The organism is Nonomuraea sp. B1E8 (assembly GCF_039871515.1).
Classification (GTDB): domain Bacteria; phylum Actinomycetota; class Actinomycetes; order Streptosporangiales; family Streptosporangiaceae; genus Nonomuraea.
The window spans coordinates 618,439-642,487 of record NZ_JBDPLS010000003.1; the positions used below are offsets into that span (position 1 = coordinate 618,439).

Below are 24,049 nucleotides of genomic sequence, written 5' to 3' on the forward strand. Positions count from 1 at the left end.
AACGTCAATGGCGTTGACATAAGGGGCGTGCCATGGCCGGACGGATGGTCGGCGAGACGTCACGCAGGCGGCGGCGCCCCACCAAACAGGGGCAGGTCCTGACCCACCGGCTCATCGTCGAGACCGCCTTGCGGATGTTGCGCGAGCACGGCGCGGCGGGACTCACCGCCCGCCGGCTCGGCCTCGCGCTCGGGGCCGACGCCAGCGCCGTCTACCGCTACTTCCGCGGCATGGACGACCTCGTCCTCGCGATCGCGGACGAGCTGTACGGCCACGCCATGGCCGGCTGGGCGGCCACCGGCGACTGGCGGGCCGACCTGCGCGAAATCGGCCTGCGCATCCACCACGCCTACCTCGCCCACCCGCAGGCCGCCCTGCTGACCGCCAGCCGCGTCACCGGCCGGCCGAACGAGGTGGCGGGCGACGAGACGATCCTCGGCATCCTGCGCGGCGCCGGCTTCCCCGACGACGACGCCGTCCGGATCTACCACGCGTTCATCGACCAGAGCCTGGCCTTCGCCATCCTCGACGCCGCCACCCTGGCCCTCCCCGAGGCGGCGCGGGAGGCCGACGAGGAGGTGTGGCGCGACACGTACGCCCGGCTGCCCGCCACCACCCACCCCAACATCGCCGCCACCGCGCCGCTCCTGGTCGCCCGCATGAACGACAGCGCCTACCCGACGGCGCTCGACATGCTGCTGTCCAGCGCTTCGGCCCGGCTCAGCGGGTAGACGGCAGGGTATGCCCGAAGGTCACCTCATCCATCGCCACGCCGACGAGCAGCACGCGGCGCTGTCCGGCCGCGTGGTGCGCGCCGCGAGCCCCCAGGGCCGCTTCGACGCCCGCCCCTACGACGGGCGGGCCGTCACGGGGGTGGAGGCCCTGGGCAAACACCTCCTCTACCACGTCGACGGCGCCCCCACCATCCACGTGCACCTCGGGATGCGCGGCCTCTTCCTGCGCCACGCCGACCCGTCGGCCGTCCCGAAACGCGGCACCCGGCTCCGGCTGGCCACGGACGAGGTGGCGTACGACCTCATCGCCCCCCTCCAGTGCGAGCCGCTCGGCCCGCAGGCCCTCGCCGCCCTGCGCGCCTCGCTCGGCCCCGACCCGCTGCGCGGGGACGCCGCGCCCGCCGAAGCGGTCGAACGGCTCACCGCCTTCCGCGGCCCCGTCGGCGCCGCCGTGCTCGACCAGGGCGTGTGGGCGGGCATCGGCAACGCGTGGCGGGCGGAACTGCTGTTCCTGGCGGGCCTGCACCCGGGGGCGCGCGACACCGGCCCCGACGCCGCCGCCCGCCTGTGGGAGGCGGCGACCGCGTACATGCCGCTCGGCAGGGACGCCGGGCAGGTCGTCAGCGACCCGGACGCCCCGGACGAGCGCTGGGTCTACAAGCGTGAACGTTGCCGCCGGTGCGGGGCCGCCGTACGGACCTGGCAACTCGCCTCCAGAACCGCGTATGCCTGCCCGGTGGACCAGCCCGGGTAGCCTGGCAGCAGGAGTGACATGAGCATCACCACACGTGACCACCTGCTGGACATCCGGCGCATCTACCTCGAGCCCGCGGCCGCCGAGCTGCCCCGGGGCCAGGAGATCCTCGCCCGCTATCCCGACGCCGAACACATCGAGATCGCCGGCCACCACCGCATCCCCGAGCTCTACGGCGACGAGCGCAACGTCGCCCGATGGGTGCGCATCAAGACCGAGGCGCTGGTGCTCGGGGTGAAGAAGTCGCTGACGGCCCGCCCCAACGGCCGCTCCGCCGACTTCATCGCCCCTTCCACGGCCAACGGCTGCGCGATGGCCTGCGCCTACTGCTACGTGCCGCGCCGCAAGGGATACAGCAACCCGATCACCGTCTTCGCCAACATCGACAAGATCATCGCCTACGTCCAGCGTCACGCCGCCCGGCAGGGCGTCAAGTCGGAGCCCAACCAGGTCGACCCCCACGACTGGGTCTACGACATCGGCGAGAACTCCGACTGCTCCGTCGACGCCACGATCTCCCGGAACGTCCGCGACCTGGTGGAGACGTTCCGCGACCTCCCCGGCGCCAAGGCCTGCTTCGCCACCAAGTACGTCAACCGCGACCTGCTCGACTGGGACCCTCGGTCGAGCACCAGGATCCGCTTCAGCCTCATGCCCGCCGCCGACTCCAAGCTCCTCGACATCCGCACCTCACCCCTTACCGACAGGATCGCGGCGATCAACGACTTCGTCGCCGCCGGGTACGAAGTGCACGTCAACCTCAGCCCGGTCGTGGTCCGCGGCGGCTGGCTGGAGAGCTGGGCCGAACTGCTGGAGCAACTCGACGACGCCCTCAACGCCGAGGCACGCCGGCAGCTCGCCGCCGAGATCGTGTTCCTCACCCACAACGAACGCCTCCACGAGGTCAACCTGGGCTGGCATCCCCAGGCGGAGGAGGTGTTGTGGCGGCCGGACGTGCAGCAGGCCAAACGGTCGCAGACGGGCGGCTGGAACGTCCGCTACCGCACCGGCCTCAAGGGCCGCTACGTGGCCGCCCTCACCGACCTGATCACCGCCAGGCTCCCCTACTGCCGCATCCGCTACGCCTTCTGAGCCGGTCCACAGCGGGAGGGTCATCCCTTACGTCACCCGGCGCCACGCGGATGGCGCGCCCGAACTCGGGCGAGTCGGTCACCCGCGGATTCGGGGACGTGAACCCACCTCAATGCCCCGCGCATATATCGATCCACCTTTCGGGATGATCAGTCACTTCCTGCGTTCATGCGCGAGGGGTGCCATCCGTGATCTGCCGGAGTGTGGCTATGTAGCTCTGGAAGGCGTCGCGCCCGACGTCGGTCAGCGCCAGCCAGGTTCGAGGACGCTTGCCGACGAAGCCTTTCGTCACCCGCACGTAGCCCGCCTTCTCCAGCGTTTGGATGTGCTTGGACAGCAGCGAGTCGCTGACCTCGATCGTGTCCCTGAGGTAGCTGAACTCGACCGTCTCCGCCGCCGCGAGCATGGCCATGATGGACAGCCGTACCGGCGCGTGGATGATCTCGTCGAGCGCGTGCCGGGGGTGGCTCACCGATCACTCCCCCGAGCGGAACACGCGCACCGCGCCGTACAGCAGGGGAGCGCCCGCGATCAGCGCGACCACGACGTCGGGCACCACCCACTCCGGCCCCGGCTCCATCGGGTGCAGGAACATGTTGTAGAGCGACGCGAGCACGACCGTCCCCACGAATGCCCAGGTGACAGGGTAGACGATCCGGGACATCAGCCGACTGTAGACCCGCTCGCGGAAGACGAGGCGAGCGCCGAGCACCACGCCGACGACGAGGAGGAGCCCTAGGCCGCTGTAGTCCTGGACCGCCTCGGGGCCGAACAGCTCGGCCAGCCAGTAGGCGGTGGTGATCAGCCACACCGACAGGAAGAAGATCGCGCCCCGTCGGCCCGTCCTTCGTACGGCGCCCTGCGCGCGGTTCACTTCGCGCAGGGCGGCTTCCGCTGACAAGTCGTCATGTTCAGGCATGTTTCCTCCAAGTCACATTCTTTACTAGGAAGAGAGTACTCAACTGTCGTTCAAGTGTCCAGCCCCAGATCGAACGCAGCGAATCCAAAGCCTGCGCATAAGCGGCGCGATAACCCCCTCGTCTCACACTGGTTCCACCGGATGTGATCAAGCGCAGGAGGCAATACACATGACGGGGGAAATCCGCAAGCCGCTGGCCGCACTCACGCTGGCCGTACTCACCGGCGTCGGGCTGGCCGGGCCAGCTCAGCTCGCCCACGCCGACGCTTCGCACGCAAGAGGGCCGCGTCCAGCCATGCAGCTCCCGTTCCCGTGCGAGCAGAAGTGGCGTCTGAATACCTGGGGCCACGCCCCGGCACTGGACATGGTGCGGGAACCGCAAAGAGCGACCAACGGATCCAAGCTCATCGCGCCGGCTGCCGGGACCGTGGTCATGTCGAAGTGGAGCAACGGCGCCGGGCACAGCGTCAAGATCGCTCACGGTGGCGGGTGGTACACCGTTTACATCCATCTGCGGGTCCGCAGCGTCAAGGTCGGCGACCGGCTCACCCGCGGTTCCGTCCTGGGACAGGTCGGCGGCACGGGGACGAACGGCAATACCCCTCACCTGCACTTCGAGACCTGGTACGACAAGAACGGCGACGGAAAGACCGGATGGGGCGGACCGGGAGTGGAACGGGTCCCCTCCGTTTTCAACGGCGCAGTCTACGGAAACCGCGACGGCCAGGAATACCGCAATGTCTCCAGCAACAACTGCAATGTCGGGGAACTGGGACCGCACTGATCCGCCCAGCTGACCTACCCGACCAGCCCTGTGCTTCCGAGGGGCGGTTCAGCCTCGTCGAGATCGAAGAGAAGGCTCACCGACACCCCGGGCCAGGCCGAGATGCCGGGAAGCCTTGAGCATGGTCGCCCTTTCGCGGCTTGCCCGCGAAAGGGCGACCATGTGCATCGAGCAGTGCGGCAGGCACACGCCAGCGGAAGTGGCCTAAATCAAACCGAAAGCCGTCCTATTTACGCTCACCTCAGCCCTCCAACCGCAAGGTGGTTCGCTCAGTACGGAGACGAGGTGACGGCTGGATGCAATTCAAGATCCTTGGCCCTTTGGAGGTCACCGGCCCCGACGGTGACGTGCCCATCGGTCCGCCGCTGCGCCGGATGCTTATGGCCGACCTGATAGTGGAGGGCGAGCATCTGGTCACCCAGGAGCGCTTGGCCGACGTCCTGTGGGGCGACGATCCACCGTCCACTTTCATCAAGAACATCCAGACCCACGTCTGCCATCTGCGGATGCTGCTCGGCCGAGAGCGGATCGAGCGCCGGCCCACCGGCTACGCGTTGAAGATCGCGCCGGACGAGCGGGACGTGGACGTCTTCGAGCAGCAGTTGAGGCAGGGGCGGCGGCTGGTCACCATGGGTCATTTCCAGGATGCCTGCGCAGCGCTGCGCCGCGGCATGGCGCAGTGGCGAGGGCCGTTCCTGGCGGATCTCCCCAGCCACGCGGCTTGGCGTGGGCCGGCCAACCGGCTGGAAAGCCAGAAGGTGCTCCTGATCGAAAGCCTCATGGAGGCCGAGCTGGGACTCGGCCACTACGAGACGGTGGTGGAGGAACTCTCGCTGCATCTCGAGACGCACCCGCTGCACGAACGGTTCTGGGCGCAGCGGATGATCGCGCTGTCCCGGTCGGGCAATCGGTCATCCGCTCTGATGGCGTATCAACAGGCGAGACAGGCCATGACCCGGGAACTCGGCGTGGAGCCGGGACCGGAGCTCCGCCATCTGCACCAGGAGATTCTCCGGGGCTAGAGCCTGCTTGCCCCTCCTGACGCCTCTCGCACGCGCGCGGCAGGCAGCTCGCCACCGCCGACCACGACCCGAACACAGCGCGAAAGGTCGAGCGCGTTCGCCACGACTCTGGACGCGTCGTCCGCCCGGACCTCGCGGAGCGATTCGTGGAGGCGGGCGAGGTGGTCGTCAGCCAGCGAGTAAGCCGCCTGATCCGCCAGCGCCGCGGCGATGGACCTCGTGGTCTGCAACTGCACTCGGGCCGAGCCCCTGAGATAGCGGATCGCCGCCTCGCACTCGGTCTCGGTGAGGCCCTCCTCGCGGATCCGTTCGGTGATCGCCACCACGTCTTCAAGCGCGGCCTCTGCCGCCGCGGGCGCGACCGCCCCCGTGACGGTGAGAACGCCCTGTGCCCGCAGCGGCCGGGTTCGAGCCCGGAACCCGAATGAGTGTCCGTTCGTTTCGCGTAGCTGCTGGTCGAGCCTGGAGGTCACGGTCCCACCCAGGCAGAACCCGCCGACCATGACCGCGGGCCACTCCGGAGCGTTCTGGCCCGGGACATAACCCGCGATCGCGACATGCGTCTGCGCGTGGTCGCCTGGAATGTGCACCAAGGCCGGTCCGCCTGGCCGAAGAGGCTCGGGGCTTCGTACGGCAGGTGAGACGCCGTTCCCTCTCCATGTCGCGAGTGCCGGGGTGAGGACCGACGGGAGCCCGGCGGGGTCGTGGTCGCCGACGAGAACGATCGACGAGTTCTCCGGCCGGACGTTCGACGCGTAGAACGCGCGGACCCGATCCGCGGAGATCTCTGACACGGTGGACACGGTGCCGCCCCTGGGCCGGGACAACCGCCCTGCTCCAGCGAAGAGCTTGTCGTTCATGGCACGCGCGGCCAGCGCGGCCGGGTCGTTGTTGCTACGGTGGATCGCCTCGAGCCGCTGATGGACGAGCCGCTCGATCTCCGTACCTGGGAAGACGGGGGCACGCAGGGAAGGCGCGACCAGTGCGAGAGCCGCGGAGATGTGCTCCTTGGGAGCCTCCAATGTCACGCGGATGGAGACGTCGTCGCAGCGCGCGCTCATCGAGGCCCCCAATCTCGCGAGTTCGGCGAGGAGGTGGCGCTGGTCGTCATGGCAGGCCCCGAGTGCAAGAGCCCTCGCACATATCAGGGCGATGCCGTCCAAGCCGGGAGGTTCGGCTTCCCTGGGTACGTCCAGGATGAGATGAACGGCAGAGAGCGCATAGCCGCGCGCTACGTAGGAAAGCACGGTCGCGCCGTTGTCGAGCCACGTACGCCGCGGCTGGGGGAACGTCCACGCCGACGTCATGACGGCTCGCCGGACGATGCGGTGGCGGCTGGTTCATAGACGATGGTCGTCCGGTTGCCCGGGTGAAACTCGGCAGCGGCTTCGCGGACCGCTTCGGGCGGGACCTGGCGAATACGTTCTTCGGCCTGGTCGACGAGTTCAGGCCGGTCGTCGAGCGCGGCCTGCCGGCACAGCTCCTCCGCGCGACCTTCCACCGTGCTCAGCTTCTCCATCCAGCCGCGGATCAGATGCGTCCGGGCGTATTCCAGTTCCTCCTCATCGGGCCCTTCGCCGGCGAACCGCAGCAGCTCGGTGGCAGCCGCGTGTTCCAGGGCCGCCATGCTCACGTGCGGTGCGGCCTTCAGTTCGAGCCAGGCGACGGAGGGCGCGTGCTTGAACCTGCTGCATCCGATGCCGACGTGCGAGGCCACCGGATTCTCCTGGATGAGCCGCCGCCAGAGGCGGCTGACCGGTCCCTTTCCCAGAGCCGTGAGCGCGAGCTCGTGAGCCAAGAAGTCACTTCTCGGAGCGGCGAGGCGGAATGCTGACAACACCGAACCCCAGAGGACATGCGCATCGGCCCTTCGCAGTGCCGGCCGTCCGCGACCGTTGTGGGCGGTCGGCGACGGGAAGCGAGCGCGTCCACCTCGTCTCCCGCCCGAGGGCAGGACTGCGAGGTGCCGCTCGATGCTTTCGGCCGCCCTGGCCGGCGAGAAACCTCCAGCGATCGAGAGCACGGCGTTGGCAGGGGTGTAGTGGGTCAGCAAGAAATCACGGCAGATCTCCAAGGAGAGAGCCGGCAGGTCCAGGATCTCTCCACTGGGCACATGGCCGTAGGGGTGCCCTTCCGGGTGCGCCCGCGCCATCAGCTCCCGCCACCGTGCTCCGTCACCGTGCCCGCCGTAGCGCTCACGCCATTCGTTGGCCACCACGTCCCGCTGCGTGTCGACCTTCTCTCGAGTCAAACTCCCGGCGATCGTCCCCATCCGGTCGGCCTCGAGTTCCAGCGCCAGGTCGAGCTGCTCGGCAGGCAGCACGTCCAGGTAGAGCGAATGCTCGAAATGGGTGGTGCCGTTGGCAATCCCGCCCGTCATGTGGATTCGCTCGACGTGCTCGTTGCGCGCCACGTTGGCCGACCCCTGGAACATCAGGTGCTCGCAGAGGTGCGCCAGCCCCGTCCGTCCCGGTTCCTCGTCGCGGCAGCCGACCGAGTACCACACGCAGACCGCCACCACGGGCGCTCGCCGATCCGCGGACAGGATCACTCTCAGCCCGTTGTCGAGCAGGTAGTCGTGGATCATGCAGCCGCTCGTTTGAAGCCGAAGGTCAGCAGGTGTACCCGCTCGCCCGCGGCGAGGCGGGACCGGGCGTGGATGATCTCGTTCGCGCGGAACAGGACCAGTTCTCCAGGCCGTAGAGGAACGGGAGTCGCGGTTTCCGGACCGCCGGAAGGAAAGAGGACCAGGTTCGAACCGCGCTCCTCGCCTTCGTGCACCAGCATCATGAGGACGTTGAGCGGGAACTCCTCGGTGTCGACATGGGGGTCGATGCCGTCGCCTTCGCGGTCGTAGTAGAGGTAGTCGCAGAAGTGCGTCGGCGCGGCGGGTTTGACATGCTGCTCAACCAGGCCACGCAAGTCGGCCGAGAACGCGACCGCCGCAGCCGCGTCCCCCCCGCGCCGGTAGAACTGGCGCTCTCCCGGCTGTGCTTGCGGACGGAGAGCCTGCGACTCGGCGACAAGCCCAGCGAGTAGCTCGTCGGTGACCCATTGCGGCCGGCCGCGGTAGAGCAGGGCGCTGATGTCGTTCATCTGTCCTCCGTTGGCGTGTGTCCGTTGTCGTACGGGTGTCAGCGGGCCGACGGCGTCGTCACGGCCCCGTGTATTGATCGAGCTCTGGCGAGCACCAAGCTGAGGGTGACAAGGATCGCGGAGACGGTGATCAGCACCGCGGCCACCGGAACCAGCCCCAGCGCAGTCCCCCCGAACGCGGCCCCGAGTGGGAACCCGAGCGTTCTGAAAGCACTCTGAGCTCCGGCCACTCTGCCGAGCAGGCGATCCGGAACGGTTCGTTGTATCAGCGTCCGTTCCATGGCGTAGAAGGGCGCCCCCACGACGCTCGCGACGAACAGGATGACGGCCGCCGCGAGAACGGTGTCGGCGAGCACGAGCAAGCCCTGCGAGATCCCCGTAGCCAGCAGCACGAACGCCAGGGCCCGATGCGGCGGCCGACCCCGGAGCCGCGGCGCGTACACGAGCAGTCCCAGCAACGCTCCGGCCCCGCAGACGGTGAGGAGCGCGCTGTACTCGACGACGCCCGTGTGCAGCACCTGCGTGCTGTAGACCGGAAGCAGGACTTCCATCGTTCCCCCCGTGACGAGCACGCCGAAGGTGGCCACCGTGAGCAGGAGGATCGCGCGGTTGGTCACCAGCAGGCGGAAGCCTCCCAGCGCTGCCGCCGGGGACGAGGAGTCCCTGGCCAGGTCGCCTTCGCGCGGCAGCTTCAGCGCCACGAGAGCCATGACCAGGAAGGTGCCCGCGTCGACGATCAGGGTCGGCGCGACGCCGAGCGCGTGGATGAGGACGCCGGCCAGGGCCGGCCCGGCTATGGTCGAGAGTTCCCAGCTGATCGAGAGCAGGCCGTTCGCGCTGTCGAGCCGGGAGTCGGGCACCAGATGGGGAGTCAGCGTGCGCTCTCCGATGTCGCTGGCCGGTGACAGGAGCGCGCAAGCCAGCGCGGCCCCGTACACGTGCCACATTTGCAGATCCCCCGACCACTGGATGAGTGCGAGCACGCCGATGGCGATGGCGCGGCCGGCGTTGTCAAGGGCGATGACGAGGCGTCGGCTGTACCGGTCCATGAGCATGCCGTTGAGCGGGCCACTCACCACGCGTGGCAGCCCGAAGAACATCAGGGCAAGCCCGAGTTCGGCGGCACCTGCCTCGTTCACCACCAGCCAGGAGAGGGCGACAACGGTGATGGCGTCGCCGGTGCGGGAGACGGTCACGCCCAGCCAGAACGTGCGGAACGCCGGGCTGTCTCGCAGCGTCTCCAGGTAATGGGTCAACCAGTTCACCGCGACTCCTCACATGCCGCTTCGAACGGTGGGACAAGCAGCGGTTCCACGTCGTGCGGAACCACGGACAGCCCTTCGTGGGCCGCGGTGCTGAGGATCGCGGAGACTTGCTGGCTGTATCCGGTGCAGCGGCAAAGATTTCCGGCCAGCGACCGCCGAACCGTGCTGTGGTCGAGCGGCTGCCCAGTCCGGTCCGCGCCGAAGAGCAGGGCACGCGCCGCGACGATCATCCCCGGTGTGCAGAATCCGCATTGGACGGCACCGTGGGCGACGAACGCGGCGGGCAATGGGTCACCCAAGGTCTCCAGACCCTCGATGGTCAGCACGCGGCGGCCGGCCACGCCGGACGTCAGCATGCAGCAGGCCAGCACTACGTCCCCGTCGAGGAGAACTGAACACCCTCCGCAGTGTCCGCGACCGCACGGCTCCTTGGTACCGGTAAGCGCCAGGTCGTCCCTGAGCCAGTCGACCAGCCGCCGCTCCGTCGCGGGGAGAGGGACTCGTTCGCCGTTGACGTACACCTCTTCGTTCATGCCTTCCCCTGGGTGGCTTCGACGCATCTGAGCAGGGCACGTTCGACCAGGTTTGCCACGAGATGCCGCTGGTAGGCCCGCTCGCCGGTGTCGCGCACGCCGACCTCCACCTCCCGCGCCGCGGTTTCGCCGCTTGCTCTGGCCGCCTTGCGAAGGTCACCGGCGTGACGAGCCCAGGTCCTCTCCGCATGCCTGAGCCGATGGGGCACGGTTCCCGTGGAACCGGCGGCGATCGAGCACCGGGCCGGGTCGTCCGCACCCCACCAGCCCGCTGCCACGGTCGCGAGGTTCGGCCCTCCCGCGGCCCGGACACCGACCTTCTCGAAGGCGGAGATGGGCGGGGGCGACCAGCGCAATGCGATGACGGGGGCCGGCGGCCGGCGCAGAACCGCCTCCAGGGGATGCCAGGCGACCTCGCCCTCGTGCACGGCGAGTTCGCCTACGGTGGCGTCCAGAGCCAGAAGCGCCACCGCCAGGCAGGCTGGCTGCCGTGACCCGACGTTGCCACCCGCGGTTGCCAGATTCCGCACCGCGGGGCCTGCGACGCTTGATGCCGCTTCGCGCAGCACGGCTGGGAGCGCCAGGTCCGCTGCGATCCTGGCCAGAGTGGTCGCGGCTCCGATCTCTCCCGTGCCGCATCGGTGCAGCTCCTCGATCGCGGTCAACGGGACGATCTCCACCTTCCGGTCCTGCCAGGCGGGCACCGCCAGCGTGCCGCCCCCGAGCAGAACAACCTGGGGCCGTGACCGGAGCAGAGCAGCCAGCTCGGAAACACTGCGTACCCGGTGGATCGCGGAGATGTTCATGAACAGCTCACCTCCTGCCCCGCGTTCTTACGGCGAAGTACCTGCCAGACCTCCTGCGGCCGCAAGGGCAACCGGGTGAAGCGCTCGCCTGTGGCGTCCGCGAGAGCGTTGGCGACCGCAGCGGCGACGGGCGTGATAGGCACCTCGCCGACTCCGTTGCCGCCGAACGGCCCTCCGTCCACCGGCACGACCGAGAACACGACTTTCACCAGAGGAACATCCAGCGCACCGGGCACCCCGTGCGCCTGGATGGTCCCCGGGCCGCGCCCGTCCTCTCCCGGCTGCCATGCGTCCATGCGAGCCAGCCCGAGACCCTGGACGGTGCCGCCGTGGACCTGCCCCGCCGCGCCCTGCGGATTGATCGGTTGCCCGCAGTCCACCACCGCGAGGCAGTCCTCGACCTCGACGACCCCGGTGTTCTGATCGACGGCGACACGGACGAAGCAAGCTGCGAACGAGGGCGTACCGGAATTCGGGGCATGGACGGCGATGCCGTCCGCGAGTGCCACGTTCGCCAGGTCGGCACGATCAACCGGGATCTCTTCACCCGTCCGGGCGCACATGATCCTTCCCGCCACCAGATCCAGCTCTGCCGACTCGACGTCCAACCGGCCGAGCAAGTGTTGCAGGAGCCCACGCCGGGCAGCCGCGGCGGCCAGGCGGGCGGCCTCTCCGCCGACGAAGACGCTGCGTTGCGCGGTGCTTCCCACGTCGGTCGGGCCCGCGGCCGTGTCTCCCTCCACCACCTGCACCCAGGCGAACGGAAGTCCGATCTCCTCGGCCACGATCTGGGCGAGCACGGTGCTCGAGCCGGTCCCGCTGTCGCAGGTGCCTGTGTATAGGGTCACGCTGCCGTCGCCGTTCCAGCGGACGCGTGCCTCACTGGTGTCCTCCTCCGGTGAGGTCACACTGGACTTCGTGGCGATGGCGACACCGTTTCCGCGCAGCCGGCCGTCGGACCCGGCGGTCGCGGCGCTCATGAACCGCTCGCCGTGATCGAGCACCGTCCGGCTGCGACCGCCCGCCGCGGCAGGAGCGCCGTCGTGGCCGGGGCGGTGCACGTTGATGCGCCGGATCGCAACGGGAGTGAGGCCCAGCCGGCGCCCCGCGATGTCCATGACCTGCTCGAACCCGAAATTGACCTGGGCGCCGCCGTAGCCCCGGTAGGCACCGCCCGGCAAGGTGTTGGTCTGCACGGCCGTACCGATGAACCGGTGGGTCGCGTACGGATACAGGGCGGGAACGGCCGTCGCCATGGCCCCGAGGACATAGGGGGCGTGCGATGCGTAGGCACCGGAGTCGAGCACGACGTCGATCTCCGAGGCGAGGAGCCGGCCGGAGTCGCTCAAGCCGATCCGCACGTCGAGCCGCGCCCCGTGACGACCTCGGCCGGCCGTCAACTCCTCATCGCGGCTGTAGGTCAGCCGGACCGGCCGGCCGAGATGGAGTGCCAGCCAGCAGATCAGCGCTTCCTCGTAAAGTTCCTGACGCCCGCCGAAGCCGCCGCCCTCAGCTACTTTGCGCAGCCGGATGCGCTCTTGGGGCAGGCCCAGGATCTCCGCGCACAGCCGCCTGATCTGAGCGGGGGACTGGGTGTTGCTCCACAGCGTGATACCACCGTCCTCCGGAACTGCCGCGCAGGCGTGCGGCTCCAGGCAGATGTGTTGCGCGGCGGGGTTCCAGAACCGCTCTGACACCACCAGGTCCGAGGCGGCGAACGCGGCCGTTGTGGAGTCTCCCGCCGAGAGCGTTCCCAGAACTCGTCCGCGTTCGAGTGCGCTGTCGATGTCGAGGACGGCCTCCTTGGGAAGCCAGCGCACTCGGGCCGCTCGGGCCGCCTCCTGTGCCTCGTACCGTGTCCCTGCCACCACCACGGCCACTCCATCCCCTACGTGCCGGGCAGCGTCCGTCAGCAGGTACTTGTCCCGCGCCAGATCGAGCTGGTCGCTGGGCGGGGCGGCGGCCGGGTTGAAGGGGGCCCGGGGTACGTCGGCGGCGCGGAACACCGCCGCGGCGCCGGCCGCATCGATCGACAGGACGTCAGCGCGCGGATGGGGCGAGCGGATGACGGACGCCCACAAAGCGTCGGGGATGGTCATGTCGGTCAGGTACTTGAAGCGTCCCGTGGCCTTCTCCCACCCGTCGAGGCGCGGCAGGGACCCGCCGACGAGGCGGCAGCGCCGGTCAGGCATGAGGAAGGGGGAAGAGATTGATGTCTTCTTCGGCGAGAGGGCTGGCACGCCAGCCCAGGCGGATGGCCGCCTTCTGGATCGCCTCGCGCCCAAGGAAAGGGAACGCCGCGGCGAAATTGGGAACCAGGCCGGGGACCAGGACACGGACCACCCGCATTCCCGTGACCTCTACGTCCGGCGTGGTCAGATCCGCGTAGAAGATCTCCAGCCCGCGGCTCTCGAGCACCTTGCGATAGCTGTTCAACGAACCGTCGGGCATGCTCGGGACGTCGTCGAAGCTCCTCGTCGCCCGTACGTCGGTCCAGGGACGTACGACGTCACGGGCCCGGGGGTCGAGGAAGATCTGCTGCTGGCACATGAGATCCCCGGCATCGCGGAAGTCCGGCCGATAGTCGTCGAGGTAGGCGCGGTCGGGGCGCCAGGGTTTCACGAACCGGTCACTGAATTCGTCGTTGGCCGCCGCCCGGCGGAAGTCTCCCTGAGGTTTCAGCAGGTCCCGGCTGACGTCCTGCAGGGTCAGTGCCTCCGTCCACGCCTTCGCCGCGGCCGCCTCCGGGTTGCTCCGGGCAGCGAACCCGATGTTGAACAGCTCGTTCTCGAGGTCCTCCACCACGCCGGCGAAGACAGGGACGCCGAACTCGTTGTCCAGATGAATCAGCCAGGCTTGCTGCGCGCTCGTCTGCTGCCACAGGCCCTTCAGCCGGGACGTCGGGGTCACCGCGGGAAGCGCATGCGCGTTGGCCCACCAGACCATTGTCGCGTGCCGTTCGACGATCTCCTGAATGGCCGACGTCATGGCCGCTTCCAGGGTCGGCCCCGCCGCTATGCCGGGATAGAACGGGTTGTTGGTCGGCTGCTCGTCGCTGAAGTCCCCCATATGCCAGTTGACGTACGTGAGGCTCGCGGGAAGTAGCGCAGGGCAATCGTTTGACAGGGAGCGGCCGGTTACCCACCAGGTTTCGTGCTCCTTGGTGAAAGGGACGAAGGGGAAGCCTGGGGTGTTGTACTGGCGCTCGGAGAACAGGACCAGTCGCTCCGGATCGACGCAGTGCTCCCCGCGAGCGATCAGACTTCTGTAGGAGCCTCGCGTAAGAAGATTTTTCCGCACGAGATTCCCGCAGTACCGTTCAAGAGCTTCGCCCATTGCCGCGGCACGGGCACCCTCGTAGTCAGCAAATGTGCTCCCTGTGCAGATCCGATCGTTGACATTGGGATAGAGACGGCTCACGTCGCATACACGGCTCAGTACGGTCACCAGCCCGTCAGGGAGTGACGGATGGCGGGGGGCCTCGTGAAAGGCAGTGATGATCCCGGTACGCCGGTCGACGAGGAGGTCGGCACCCGCGTCCGGCGGCTGCAGTGACCGGGAGCCGTCTCGAAGCGGCAAGGGAAGCACCGGATGCCGCGAAACCGTCAGATCGGACGGGTCCACCTCCACCTCGTGCCACCATCCCCGGGCCGGCCGTCCCGCCACCCAGTGAGCGATGTCGGCGAACAACAGGGAAAGCATCCACGTCAGCTGGGTCGGTGATCCGTCGTGCGCGCCGAAGGCCCGGGTGAGCAGGGCCCGCTGGATCGCAGCGTCCTCGGCGGCGGCGAGCCGCCTCCCGAGCAGGTCCCGGTAGTCCGGGCTGCGTCCAGGGTCCACGTGCGGGCCGAGCCAGCCCTTCCCGTGGTCGACATGGAACTGCGTCCATCGGAGTTCCAGCAACGCGCAGATGTCGTTGATGTTTGTAAGAAAGTCCGGGTCCAGACCGGCGCCGAGGGCGACCACCAGATGATCGCGCGACGATGCGCGCGCGACCTCCTCGAAGTGCTCAGGCGCGCAGAGCGCGGCCGAACGGAACTCCCGGACCAGGCCGCCGCCCATGACGAGGTCGCACAGTGTCTCGTCCCCGACCAGGATCAGCGAGGCGTCGGCCGGCTTGCACCCGGCCGCGTCGGCCAGGGCTTCGGCGTCGAGCAGGGCGGTGATCAGCTCGGTCACGGCCACGGGGTCGGCGGCGGATGCGCACAGCGTGCTCACCGGCGTGCTGCCGTCGCAGTCCTTCAGCAGACTCTCGATCTCATCCGGGTCCAGCGGGACATGCCACAGCTTTCCCGCCGGCAGTGATAGCAGCGATCCACCCGCCGGATGCGGCCGGACGTCCACAGAGGTGACACGCGGGCGGAGCTCCGGCGGCGACTTGCGTTCACTCATCGGCCACCCCTTCCGCAAGGGCAGCGGTCCACCGACGGCGCGTGGGGACAGGAAGGTCGTTCTCCCCCGGACGGTAGACGGTGGTGTGCGCGGTAGCGATGAGCAGCTCGAACACCCGGCTCGTGTCCGGTATCGACCCACGCTCAGCGCGGGCGAGTTCCGCGCGTTCCCCGTCGTCCACCGCGCGAGCCCGCCCCCGGAGCCAGAATTCGGCGTCACCGGGACCAGGGAGCGCGTGGAGGACATACCTGCCGTCCCGCAGTAGGTCACGGCATTTCGGTGAGGCCTCGATCAGCCCCACGTAGAGTCCGGTGCCGCGAAAGAAGGGGCAGACCGGATGTACGCGCGGCCAGCCGCTCGCCGTCACCGTCGCCAGATAGGCGATACTCAATCGATCGATTATCTTGCGACCCATTTCTGCCATTGCACCGTCTGCGATTCTCAGCGCTTCCCAATCGGCCATGGTGATCCATTCGCGACTTCTGATGTCCGGTTCCGAAGGGCCGGCGCGCCGGTTGTCACCGGCGCGCCGGCCTGGTCGCCCTGATCAGTTCAGGACTAAGCGTCAGCTTCCTCGGAAAGCTGCTCCCACGCGAAGGACGCCTTGCTCATCGCGTGGTGTCCCCTGGTCACGTCCAGCATCGCCGGAGCGTCGTTGATCTCCTCGTACATGTTCACCTCCTCGACGGGCTCGTGCAGGTGATTGCCAGGGGAGCGTGACACGGCGGGGAATTCATCCGGAATGCGGCCGGCACTCATCGAATATGTGACGGGCTATTGACTGATATCTCGCCTGGCCGGCCCGGGAAAAATTGCCGGCCGGTACATGGGCCGGGGCCGCCGGGAGAGTCAGAAGCGCTCGTGAACTGATGCCACGCGCACGGTCAGTGCGGCGTCGAACGCGTGCAGCGCCCACCATCGACTCGCTCGTCCTTGCGGGACGGACGCAGCATCGTGATCCCGTACTCGCCCAGCAGCGTGTCGAAGTCCTTGCCCGCAATGCCCTTGTCGCAGATCAGCAGGATGCCTTCGTGCCCGGCTGTCACGCGCGGGTGCGACCGGCTACGGGCAGACGTGACATCGGCGCGTCCGCAAAGTGACGGGTTCTCGGCAAGATGTTTGTGGCGGCTCGAGACTTGATCGGGGTCGGGTGGCGGTTCTGGGGACAATGTGTGTTCGCCCGGGCCTGATCAGGGTTAGAGGCGGTTCTGGGCGATGTGTTTGCCCAGCCCGGCCAGGGAGTCGTCGGCCATGAGCGCGGGCAGGCGCGGCGCGTCCTCGTCGATCCGGCGCAGCACCGCGGGATGATCGCCGCTGGAACGACTCCACGCCCTGACCACCTCCGGCATCGCCGCGATGGCGGCCTGCGAAAGGATCGCCTCGCGGGGCAACCACGACGTCAGGAACGCCGAGACCCGCTGCGGGCTCCACCACAGCGGCCGATCCCCGACGAACTCGGACAGTTTCTCGAACGCCTCCCGCGCCCCCGGCATCTCCGGCAGGTCCCGGAACCGGGCCAGGGTGTCGTCGGACGCGCCACGCACCAGCCCCGGTACGCCCTGGGCCCGGGTGATCGCCAGCGGCCGCACGCCCGCCAGCGTGTCCGCGACCTGCACCCCCATGATCCGGTCACCCAGCTCGAACGCGTCCAGGATCCGCCCGGCCACCGTCCCCGGCTCCGCTTCCGCCAGCCCCAGATCGTCGAGGAACTTCACCTCCTCGACCAGCGCGTCGACCGCCAGCCCGCCATGCGGCTGGTCGATGCCGACGACCAGGATGTGCGGCTCCTTGCCGTTGTCGTAGCGGAAGGCGAGCACGGCCAGCACCTGCTCGCCGTACGGGTCGGCCTTGCCGTACCAGGCGCCCTCGCACGTCACCCGCCCCATCCGGCGCACCCACCCGGCAAGCGTCCCGGCCAGCCCGCGGGCGGCCTCGGCGTACACCTCCGTCGTTGCCTCACCCGCCGGGGCGGCCACGTCCGGCAAACCCGGGGCGTCGGGAGGAGACAGCGGGCGGCCCGCGTTGACCGCCGCGATGGCGACCAGCGTGAGCCGCGCCTCCGGACCGCCGTCCACCGCCAGCTCGCTCAGGAACGGCCGGATCTGCGCCGGCTCCAACCCGGCCGTGACCTTGGCCGCCCAGAGCTCGGTCCGCAAGGGCGAACGCCACCTGAGCAGGTCACGAGCCTGGGCGACAGCCGTGGAAAACGCCTCTGTGCTCACCATTCGACCGTACCTCGCCGCTCGCGCCCCTCGTCCCTCGCTCCTGCCCCCTATCCTGACCAAAGGCGAGAAGTGGGGCTGCATGGAGATCCGCATTCTCGGGCCTGTCGAGGTCCGTCGAGACGGGGCGCCGGTGCCGCTGGGCGGTTCGAAACATCGCGCGCTCCTCGCGCTTCTGGTGCTCAACGCGAACGGTGTGGTCTCCGTCGATCGGGTGATCGCGGCACTGTGGGATGAGGACGTGCCGGCAACGGTCGCCAACCAGATCCAGCAGATGGTCTCCAAGTTACGCCGGGCGCTGGGCAGGGACGCCGGCCGCGAGTCTCCACTCGTGTACCGCTCTCCGGGCTACGTCCTGTGCTTGGACGAGACGGCGAGCGATCTCGCTGTCTTCGAGCGCTTCGCGGAGCGCGGACGTGCCGCGCTCGCCGCCGGCCGGCCGGCCGACGCGGCTCGCGATCTCGGCGCCGCGCTCGACCTGTGGCGGGGTCCCGCGCTGGGCGACACGACCGGCCCGCTGATCCTCCTGGAACGGCCACGGCTGGAGGAACGACGCCTCGGGGCCGTGCAGGACAGGATCGACGCCCAGTTCGCGCTTGGCCGCCATGCCGGGCAGATCGGCCCGCTGACGGCGCTGGTGGCCGAACATCCACTGCGCGAGTCGTTCCGCGAACGGCTCATGCTCGCGCTGTACCGATCGGGCCGCCAGGCCGAAGCGCTGGCCGAATACCAGCGGCTGTACCACCTTCTCGACGAGGAGCTGGGCATCCGGCCATGCGCGAGCGCGCAGCACCTGCATCGGCAGATGCTCGCCGGCGTACCCGATCCGGAGGTCGGGCCGGCGCCGGGCCCCCCGCCTGCTTCGGCCGCGCTGACCGGGCACGGGCCACGGGGCGCACCGGCCGTGCCGCGCCACCTTCCGGCGGCCACCCGCGACTTCGTGGGCCGGGGGGACCAGATCAAGCTGCTCGATGAACTGCTGCCCGACGGCGAGAGCGGCGACGCGCCTGCCGTGGTGATCTCGGCGATCTCCGGCACGGCCGGAATCGGCAAGACCGCGCTCGCGGTGCACTGGGCGCACCGGGTCGCCGACCGATTTCCCGACGGTCAGCTGTACGTGAACCTGCGCGGCTTCGACCCACTCGGTCACAGGCTGACACCGGCCGAGGCGTTGCGCCGGTGTTTCGACGCGCTGGGGGTGCCACCGCAGCGGATTCCCGCCGACGTGGACGCCCAGGCGGGGCTCTACCGCAGCCTCCTGGCGGGAAAGCGCATGCTCGTTCTCCTCGACGACGCTCGTGACGAGGAACAGGTACGGCCGCTGCTGCCGGCCTCACCGGGCTGCTTCGCCCTGATCACCAGCCGCAACCAGCTCTCCGGTCTGGTCGCGGCCCAGGCCACCCGGCCGATCCCGCTGAGCCTGCTCACCGAGGTCGAAGCGCGCGAGTTGCTTGCTCGCCGGCTCGGCGACGATCGCGTCGTCGCCGAGCGTGAGGCCGTCGACGCCATCATCTCTCGCTGCGCTCGGCTCCCGCTTGCCCTGGCGGTGATGGCCGCCCGCGCCGCCGCCCAACCCGACTTCCCGCTCCATGCGTGGGCCGAGCGACTGCGCGACGCCGAGAGCGCCCTCGACGCCTTCGCGGGCTCGGATCCCGCCACTGACCTCAGAGCGGTGTTCGCCGTCTCCTACGACGGGCTCTCCGCGAGTGCGGCCCGGCTCTTCCGGCTTCTCGGACTCCACCCCGGCCCGGACGTCTCGCTCACCGCCGTCGCCAGTCTCGCCGGCATCAGCGTCTCCCAGGTGCGGCCCTTGCTGGCCACCCTCACCGCTGCCCAGTTGCTCATCGAGTACCGTCCCGGCCGCTTCACCTTCCACGACCTGCTCCGCGCGTACGCCAACGAGCTCGTGCGCGGAAAGGAGAGCAGCGCCGAAGCGCACGCGGCTCTTCGCCGCCTGCTCGACCACTACGTGCACACGGGCCACCGGGCAGCGCTGCTGATCAACCCGGCGCGCCGCGAGATCACGCTCGACGATCCCGTTCACGGGGTCACGATCGACGATCTGACCGACAGCCGGCGGGCCGAGACCTGGTTCTCCGACGAGCGTTCCGTTCTTCTCGCGGCCGTCGACCTGTCGGTGGCCGCCGGACTTGACGCGGCGGCGTGGCAGATAGCCTGGACCCTCGAGAACTTCCTCGACTGGCAGGCCCAGTGGGGCGACTTCGCCGCCATACAGACGATCGCTCTCGCCGCCGCCAAGCGGCGGGGCGACACCTTCCAGCAGGTGCTCTCACACCTGTCCCTGGGTTGTGCGTCCTGCAGCCTCACGCGGTACGCCGACGCCCACGCCCACGCGAAGCGGGCTCTGGAGCTCGCGGCGGAGATCGACGACGAGGCTGCACAGGCGGAGGCGCATCATACGCTCGCCTGGGTCCACGGGCAGCGCGGTGACCTCGACGAGGCCGCCCACCACATGCGGCTCGCCCTTGAGCTGTACCGCGTTGCGGACGTGCCGCACGGGCAGGCCGAGATGCTCAGCGGGCTCGGACGGCTGTACACCGACCTCGGCGACGGCGACCAGGCCGTCAGCTGCTGCCGGCAAGCGCTCGCCCTGTTCCAGGAGATCGGCGACCCGCGTGGGCAGGGCGCGACATGGGACACCCTCGGGTACGCCCACCACCACCTCGGCCACCACGAAGAAGCCATCACGTGCTACCGCCAGGCCCTCGATCTCCTCCGAACCGGGCGGGACAGCGTGACGGAGGCGGAGACGCTCCTCCACCTCGGCGACGTGTACGCCACCCTGCGCAACGATCAGGCGGCGCGACAGGCCTGGCAGGACGCGCTGGCCATCCTGGACGAGCTCGCCCACCCCGACGCCGACCAGGTGCGCGCGAAGCTCCGTAACAACCATCAGGCTTCGGGGTGAACTTCTGAACCGTACGGGCCTCCCGGTTCGGCGAGGAGCAGGGCAAGCCGGCTGAACGCTCGCTCCGCAAAAGCCTGCGCATAAGCGTCGCGATAACCCCTCCGCCGCACGATGGTTCCACCGGATGTGATCAGGCGTCCGGTTGTGTCACCCCAACAGGGAAGGGCGGGCGGAAGCCCGAAGCCGGGCTCCGTTCGGTGAGCCGTGCCGGAGTGGTCCACGAGGTGCCGGCCTCGCCCCCGTCCCTTCCTACGCGAGGAAAGGAAACCAGACCATGCGAGGAATGACCGTCGCTATCGCCGCACTGCTGTCGATGTCCGGCGGCGCGACCGTCGCGTTGCCGGCCGCCGCGAACAGCGGGCCGGTGTCTCCGCCGCCGGTCGTCAGGTCCCTCGACAACGCCGTGAGGTGCTGGCAGGGAACCGACAAGACCGGCGAGGTCCACATCGACAGCTGCTTGTTCCGCCGGTCCTCCGACGGCGCCCACTACGCCGATCTCTACATCTATGATGCCAACCCGGGCAACGATAAATGCGCCCGGGCAGCCGTGGAGTGGCGGCACAACAACGGCAACTCCTACTATGACCCCCCGTCCGGGCTCACCAACTGCACCGCCTCCTGGGTCGGAGGTAAGTACGGAGCACGTAACCAGACGCAGTACGCGTGGGCCCGCGCCACCGCATGGCGTCAGGGGGACTCGGCCACGCTCTTCAGTAAGTACTACTTCTGACCGCTCTTCCCCTCATCCGGAGAAAGGCACGTGCGGCGCCGGCGCTGGGGGCGTCGGCGCCGCGGGGAGGCGTGTCTCCGGCCCGGGCCAAGGGCATGCGCTTCGCGGGGGAGCGTTCCCGGGGCCGGGGTCGGAATCGTCGGCTCAGCCCGGAAGGTGGCGTCCGGTGCCGGGGGAGGGAATGCCGGCCCTCGCCGGAAGCCGCTGAGCGGCGTTTCGGCGCGGGCCGGCGTTGGGCCGGGATGGTCAGCGGTTGTCGCCGCCCAAGCCCGCCTTACGCAGGGCCTCGGCCATGGCGCCCGTGGGTGCGGGGCTGCGCTGGCCGCCGCGCCCGCGCTGGCCGTCGCCGCGCTGTCCGTTGCCCCTGCCACCGTCGCCGCGACGGTCGTCGCGACCGCCCTGGCCTCGGCCGTCACCACGAGCGCCCTTGCCGCCTTGGCCGTCGCCGCGCGTGCCCTGCCCGTCGCCACGGCCGCCCTGGCCGCGTCCGCGCTGGCCGTCGCCACGGCCGCCGTTGCCTCGGCTGCTGTCGCGACCGTCGTCGGCGCCGCGGGGGCCCTGGCGGGCTGGGCCGCGGCGGGAGCCGTCGGCCGGGGACTCGGTGGTGATCTCGTCTTCCAGGCGCAGCGTCAGGGAGATGCGCTTGCGGGGGATGTCGACGTCGAGGACCTTGACCCGCACGATGTCTCCGGGCTTGACCACGTCGCGGGGGTCTTTGACGTAGGTGCGGGACATGGCGGACACGTGGACGAGGCCGTCCTGGTGCACGCCGACGTCGACGAAGGCGCCGAACGCGGCCACGTTGGTGACGACGCCCTCCAGGATCATGCCCGGCGTCAGGTCGGAGAGCTTCTCGACGCCCTCCTTGAAGGTGGCCGTCTTGAACGCGGGCCTCGGGTCACGGCCCGGCTTTTCCAGCTCGCGCAGGATGTCGGTGACCGTGGGCAGGCCGAACGTGTCGTCGGTGAAGTCGTCGGGCCTGAGCGAGCGCAGTGCCGCGGTGTTGCCGATCAGCGTCTTGAGGTCGCTCTTGACGACGCCGAGGATGCGCCGCACCACGGGGTAGGCCTCAGGGTGCACGCTGGACACATCGAGCGGGTCGTCGCCGCCGCGGATGCGCAGGAAGCCGGCGCACTGCTCGAACGCCTTGGGCCCGAGCCTGGGCACGCTCTTCAGCGCCGACCGTGCGCGGAAGGGGCCGTTGGCGTCGCGGTGGCGGACGATGCTCTCGGCCAGCGTCGAGCCGATGCCGGACACGCGCGTGAGCAGCGGCGCCGACGCGGTGTTGACGTCGACCCCCACGGCGTTGACGCAGTCTTCGACCACCGCGTCGAGCGAGCGGGAGAGCTTGGACTCGGCGAGGTCGTGCTGGTATTGGCCGACGCCGATCGACTTGGGGTCGATCTTGACCAGCTCGGCCAGCGGATCTTGCAGCCTGCGGGCGATGGAGACCGCCCCGCGCAGGGACACGTCGAGCTCGGGCAGCTCCTGCGAGGCGTAGGGCGAGGCGGAGTAGACGGAGGCCCCGGCCTCGGAGACGACGATCTTCGTCACCGACGGCATGTGCTGGACCAGCTCGCCGGCCAGCTTGTCGGTCTCGCGCGACGCGGTGCCGTTGCCGATGGCGATCAGCTCGACGCCGTGCCGCTGCGCCAGCGCGCCCAGCACGGCGAGCGACTCCGCCCACTGCCGCTTGGGCTCGTGGGGGTAGATCGTCGCCGTTTCGACGACCTTGCCCGTGGCGTCGACCACGGCGACCTTCACGCCCGTACGCAGGCCGGGGTCGAGCCCCATCGTCGGCCGCGCGCCGGCCGGAGCGGCGAGCAGCAGGTCGCGCAGGTTGGCCGCGAACACCCGCACCGCTTCGTCCTCGGCGGCCTGCCACAGCCGCATGCGCAGGTCGATGCCCAGATGTACCAGGATGCGCGTGCGCCAGGCCCAGCGCACCGTCTCGGTCAGCCACTTGTCGGCCGGCCGGCCCTGGTCGGAGACGCCGAACCGGGAGGCGACGCGCATCTCGTAGTCGGGGCTGTCGTCGGGCTCGAGCGTGACGGAGAGGATCTCCTCCTTCTCGCCCCTGAACATGGCCAGGATGCGATGGGAGGGCAGCTTCGTGAACGGCTCGGCGAAGTCGAAGTAGTCGGAGAACTTGGCCCCCGCCTCCTCCTTGCCCTCGCGCACCTTGGACACCAGCCGGCCGCGGTTCCACAGCTGCTCGCGCAGGGCGCCGATGAGGTCGGCGTCTTCGGCGAAGCGCTCGATCAGGATGGCCCTCGCGCCTTCGAGGGCCGCGGCCGCGTCGGCCACCCCCTCGGTGACGAAGCCCTCCGCGGTGGCCGCCGGGTCGCACGAGGGATCGGCGAGCAGCTGGTCGGCCAGCGGCTCGAGCCCCAGCTCCCGGGCGATCTGCGCCTTGGTGCGCCGCTTGGGCTTGTAAGGCAGGTAGATGTCTTCGAGCCTGGCCTTGGTCTCCGCCGCCATGATCTGCTCGCGCAGCTCGTCGTCGAGCTTGCCCTGCGACTCGATCGACTCCAGGATGGCCGCCCTGCGCTCCTCCAGCTCACGCAGGTAGCGCAGTCGCTCCTCGAGCGTGCGCAGCTGCGCGTCGTCGAGGGCGCCGGTGGCCTCTTTGCGGTATCGCGCGATGAACGGCACGGTCGCGCCGCCGTCGAGCAGATCGACGGCCGCCTGCACCTGCCCGTCGCGTACGCCGAGCTCTGCCGCGATCCGCTGGTGAATAGAGAGCACTTGCCTGCCTTTCGATGGTCCCG

At 69.5% G+C, this 24,049-nt stretch carries 22 protein-coding genes; 7 read left to right on the forward strand and 15 right to left on the reverse strand.

Annotated elements, in window-relative coordinates:
* The first annotated feature begins 32 nt into the window (after nt 1-32).
* From ABGA98_RS14735 to ABGA98_RS14745, 3 genes are read left to right on the forward strand one after another with little or no spacing between them, the layout of a single operon-like run.
* A complete protein-coding gene (locus tag ABGA98_RS14735) occupies nt 33-731 on the forward strand; it encodes a TetR/AcrR family transcriptional regulator (RefSeq protein ID WP_347618818.1) in 699 nt (232 codons plus the stop codon).
* A gap of 10 nt (nt 732-741) precedes the next feature.
* On the forward strand, nt 742-1,488 hold the full coding sequence (locus ABGA98_RS14740; RefSeq protein WP_347618819.1) for a DNA-formamidopyrimidine glycosylase family protein: 747 nt from the start codon (nt 742-744) through the stop codon (nt 1,486-1,488).
* Nucleotides 1,489-1,506: 18 nt separating this feature from the next.
* Nucleotides 1,507-2,580, forward strand: coding sequence for a spore photoproduct lyase family protein (locus tag ABGA98_RS14745; RefSeq protein WP_347618820.1), 1,074 nt, complete (start codon nt 1,507-1,509; stop codon nt 2,578-2,580).
* Nucleotides 2,581-2,746: 166 nt separating this feature from the next.
* On the opposite strand, the gene ABGA98_RS14750 is transcribed toward ABGA98_RS14745, so the two are convergent.
* The gene (locus tag ABGA98_RS14750) at nt 2,747-3,052 is read right to left on the reverse strand and encodes a transcriptional regulator (protein WP_347618821.1); all 306 of its coding nucleotides are present in this window, start codon (nt 3,050-3,052) and stop codon (nt 2,747-2,749) included.
* 3 nt (nt 3,053-3,055) lie between these two features.
* Complete coding sequence (locus tag ABGA98_RS14755) at nt 3,056-3,499, reverse strand: hypothetical protein (protein ID WP_347618822.1); 444 nt, start codon at nt 3,497-3,499, stop codon at nt 3,056-3,058.
* A 169-nt stretch (nt 3,500-3,668) separates the two neighbouring features.
* Here ABGA98_RS14755 and ABGA98_RS14760 point away from each other — a divergent pair, with 169 nt between their 5' ends.
* Nucleotides 3,669-4,283, forward strand: coding sequence for a M23 family metallopeptidase (locus tag ABGA98_RS14760; protein ID WP_347618823.1), 615 nt, complete (start codon nt 3,669-3,671; stop codon nt 4,281-4,283).
* A 296-nt stretch (nt 4,284-4,579) separates the two neighbouring features.
* Nucleotides 4,580-5,305 carry an AfsR/SARP family transcriptional regulator gene (locus ABGA98_RS14765; protein ID WP_347618824.1) on the forward strand — a complete coding sequence of 242 codons (726 nt, stop codon included), beginning with the start codon at nt 4,580-4,582 and terminating at the stop codon, nt 5,303-5,305.
* Here ABGA98_RS14765 and ABGA98_RS14770 read toward each other — a convergent pair.
* The 12 genes from ABGA98_RS14770 to ABGA98_RS14825 form a co-directional block, all read right to left on the reverse strand.
* On the reverse strand, nt 5,302-6,612 hold the full coding sequence (locus ABGA98_RS14770) for a pitrilysin family protein (RefSeq protein ID WP_347618825.1): 1,311 nt from the start codon (nt 6,610-6,612) through the stop codon (nt 5,302-5,304). The two genes, ABGA98_RS14765 and ABGA98_RS14770, sit on opposite strands and share 4 nt — an antisense overlap.
* Nucleotides 6,609-7,892 (reverse strand): pitrilysin family protein, encoded by a 1,284-nt coding sequence (locus ABGA98_RS14775; protein ID WP_347618826.1) that lies wholly within the window; start codon nt 7,890-7,892, stop codon nt 6,609-6,611. The genes ABGA98_RS14770 and ABGA98_RS14775 overlap by 4 nt, the downstream gene beginning before the upstream one ends.
* On the reverse strand, nt 7,889-8,401 hold the full coding sequence (locus tag ABGA98_RS14780; protein WP_347618827.1) for a hypothetical protein: 513 nt from the start codon (nt 8,399-8,401) through the stop codon (nt 7,889-7,891). Before ABGA98_RS14780 ends, ABGA98_RS14775 begins: the two co-directional genes overlap by 4 nt.
* A 38-nt stretch (nt 8,402-8,439) precedes the next feature.
* Nucleotides 8,440-9,666 (reverse strand): MFS transporter, encoded by a 1,227-nt coding sequence (locus ABGA98_RS14785; RefSeq protein ID WP_347618828.1) that lies wholly within the window; start codon nt 9,664-9,666, stop codon nt 8,440-8,442.
* Nucleotides 9,663-10,199 carry a 2Fe-2S iron-sulfur cluster-binding protein gene (locus ABGA98_RS14790; protein WP_347618829.1) on the reverse strand — a complete coding sequence of 179 codons (537 nt, stop codon included), beginning with the start codon at nt 10,197-10,199 and terminating at the stop codon, nt 9,663-9,665. The genes ABGA98_RS14785 and ABGA98_RS14790 overlap by 4 nt, the downstream gene beginning before the upstream one ends.
* Nucleotides 10,196-11,005 carry an FAD binding domain-containing protein gene (locus ABGA98_RS14795; protein WP_347618830.1) on the reverse strand — a complete coding sequence of 270 codons (810 nt, stop codon included), beginning with the start codon at nt 11,003-11,005 and terminating at the stop codon, nt 10,196-10,198. The genes ABGA98_RS14790 and ABGA98_RS14795 overlap by 4 nt, the downstream gene beginning before the upstream one ends.
* Nucleotides 11,002-13,197 carry a molybdopterin cofactor-binding domain-containing protein gene (locus ABGA98_RS14800; protein ID WP_347618872.1) on the reverse strand — a complete coding sequence of 732 codons (2,196 nt, stop codon included), beginning with the start codon at nt 13,195-13,197 and terminating at the stop codon, nt 11,002-11,004. The genes ABGA98_RS14795 and ABGA98_RS14800 overlap by 4 nt, the downstream gene beginning before the upstream one ends.
* The gene (locus ABGA98_RS14805; protein WP_347618831.1) at nt 13,190-15,397 is read right to left on the reverse strand and encodes a YcaO-like family protein; all 2,208 of its coding nucleotides are present in this window, start codon (nt 15,395-15,397) and stop codon (nt 13,190-13,192) included. The genes ABGA98_RS14800 and ABGA98_RS14805 overlap by 8 nt, the downstream gene beginning before the upstream one ends.
* Nucleotides 15,390-15,860 (reverse strand): pyridoxamine 5'-phosphate oxidase family protein, encoded by a 471-nt coding sequence (locus ABGA98_RS14810; protein WP_347618832.1) that lies wholly within the window; start codon nt 15,858-15,860, stop codon nt 15,390-15,392. The genes ABGA98_RS14805 and ABGA98_RS14810 overlap by 8 nt, the downstream gene beginning before the upstream one ends.
* Before the next feature lie 95 nt (nt 15,861-15,955).
* Nucleotides 15,956-16,120 (reverse strand): hypothetical protein, encoded by a 165-nt coding sequence (locus tag ABGA98_RS14815; RefSeq protein WP_347618833.1) that lies wholly within the window; start codon nt 16,118-16,120, stop codon nt 15,956-15,958.
* Between the two features lie 161 nt (nt 16,121-16,281).
* Entirely contained in the window at nt 16,282-16,443 is a 162-nt protein-coding gene (locus tag ABGA98_RS14820; protein WP_347618834.1) for a hypothetical protein, read from the reverse strand.
* A 150-nt stretch (nt 16,444-16,593) separates the two neighbouring features.
* Complete coding sequence (locus ABGA98_RS14825; protein ID WP_347618835.1) at nt 16,594-17,619, reverse strand: hypothetical protein; 1,026 nt, start codon at nt 17,617-17,619, stop codon at nt 16,594-16,596.
* Nucleotides 17,620-17,701: 82 nt separating this feature from the next.
* Here ABGA98_RS14825 and ABGA98_RS14830 point away from each other — a divergent pair, with 82 nt between their 5' ends.
* Nucleotides 17,702-20,548, forward strand: a complete 2,847-nt coding sequence (locus tag ABGA98_RS14830) for a BTAD domain-containing putative transcriptional regulator (RefSeq protein ID WP_347618836.1) — start codon at nt 17,702-17,704, stop codon at nt 20,546-20,548.
* 283 nt (nt 20,549-20,831) lie between these two features.
* A complete protein-coding gene (locus tag ABGA98_RS14835) occupies nt 20,832-21,278 on the forward strand; it encodes a hypothetical protein (protein ID WP_347618837.1) in 447 nt (148 codons plus the stop codon).
* Between the two features lie 246 nt (nt 21,279-21,524).
* On the opposite strand, the gene ABGA98_RS14840 is transcribed toward ABGA98_RS14835, so the two are convergent.
* Nucleotides 21,525-24,026, reverse strand: a complete 2,502-nt coding sequence (locus ABGA98_RS14840) for a Tex family protein (protein WP_347618838.1) — start codon at nt 24,024-24,026, stop codon at nt 21,525-21,527.
* Between the last annotated feature and the right edge of the window lie 23 nt (nt 24,027-24,049).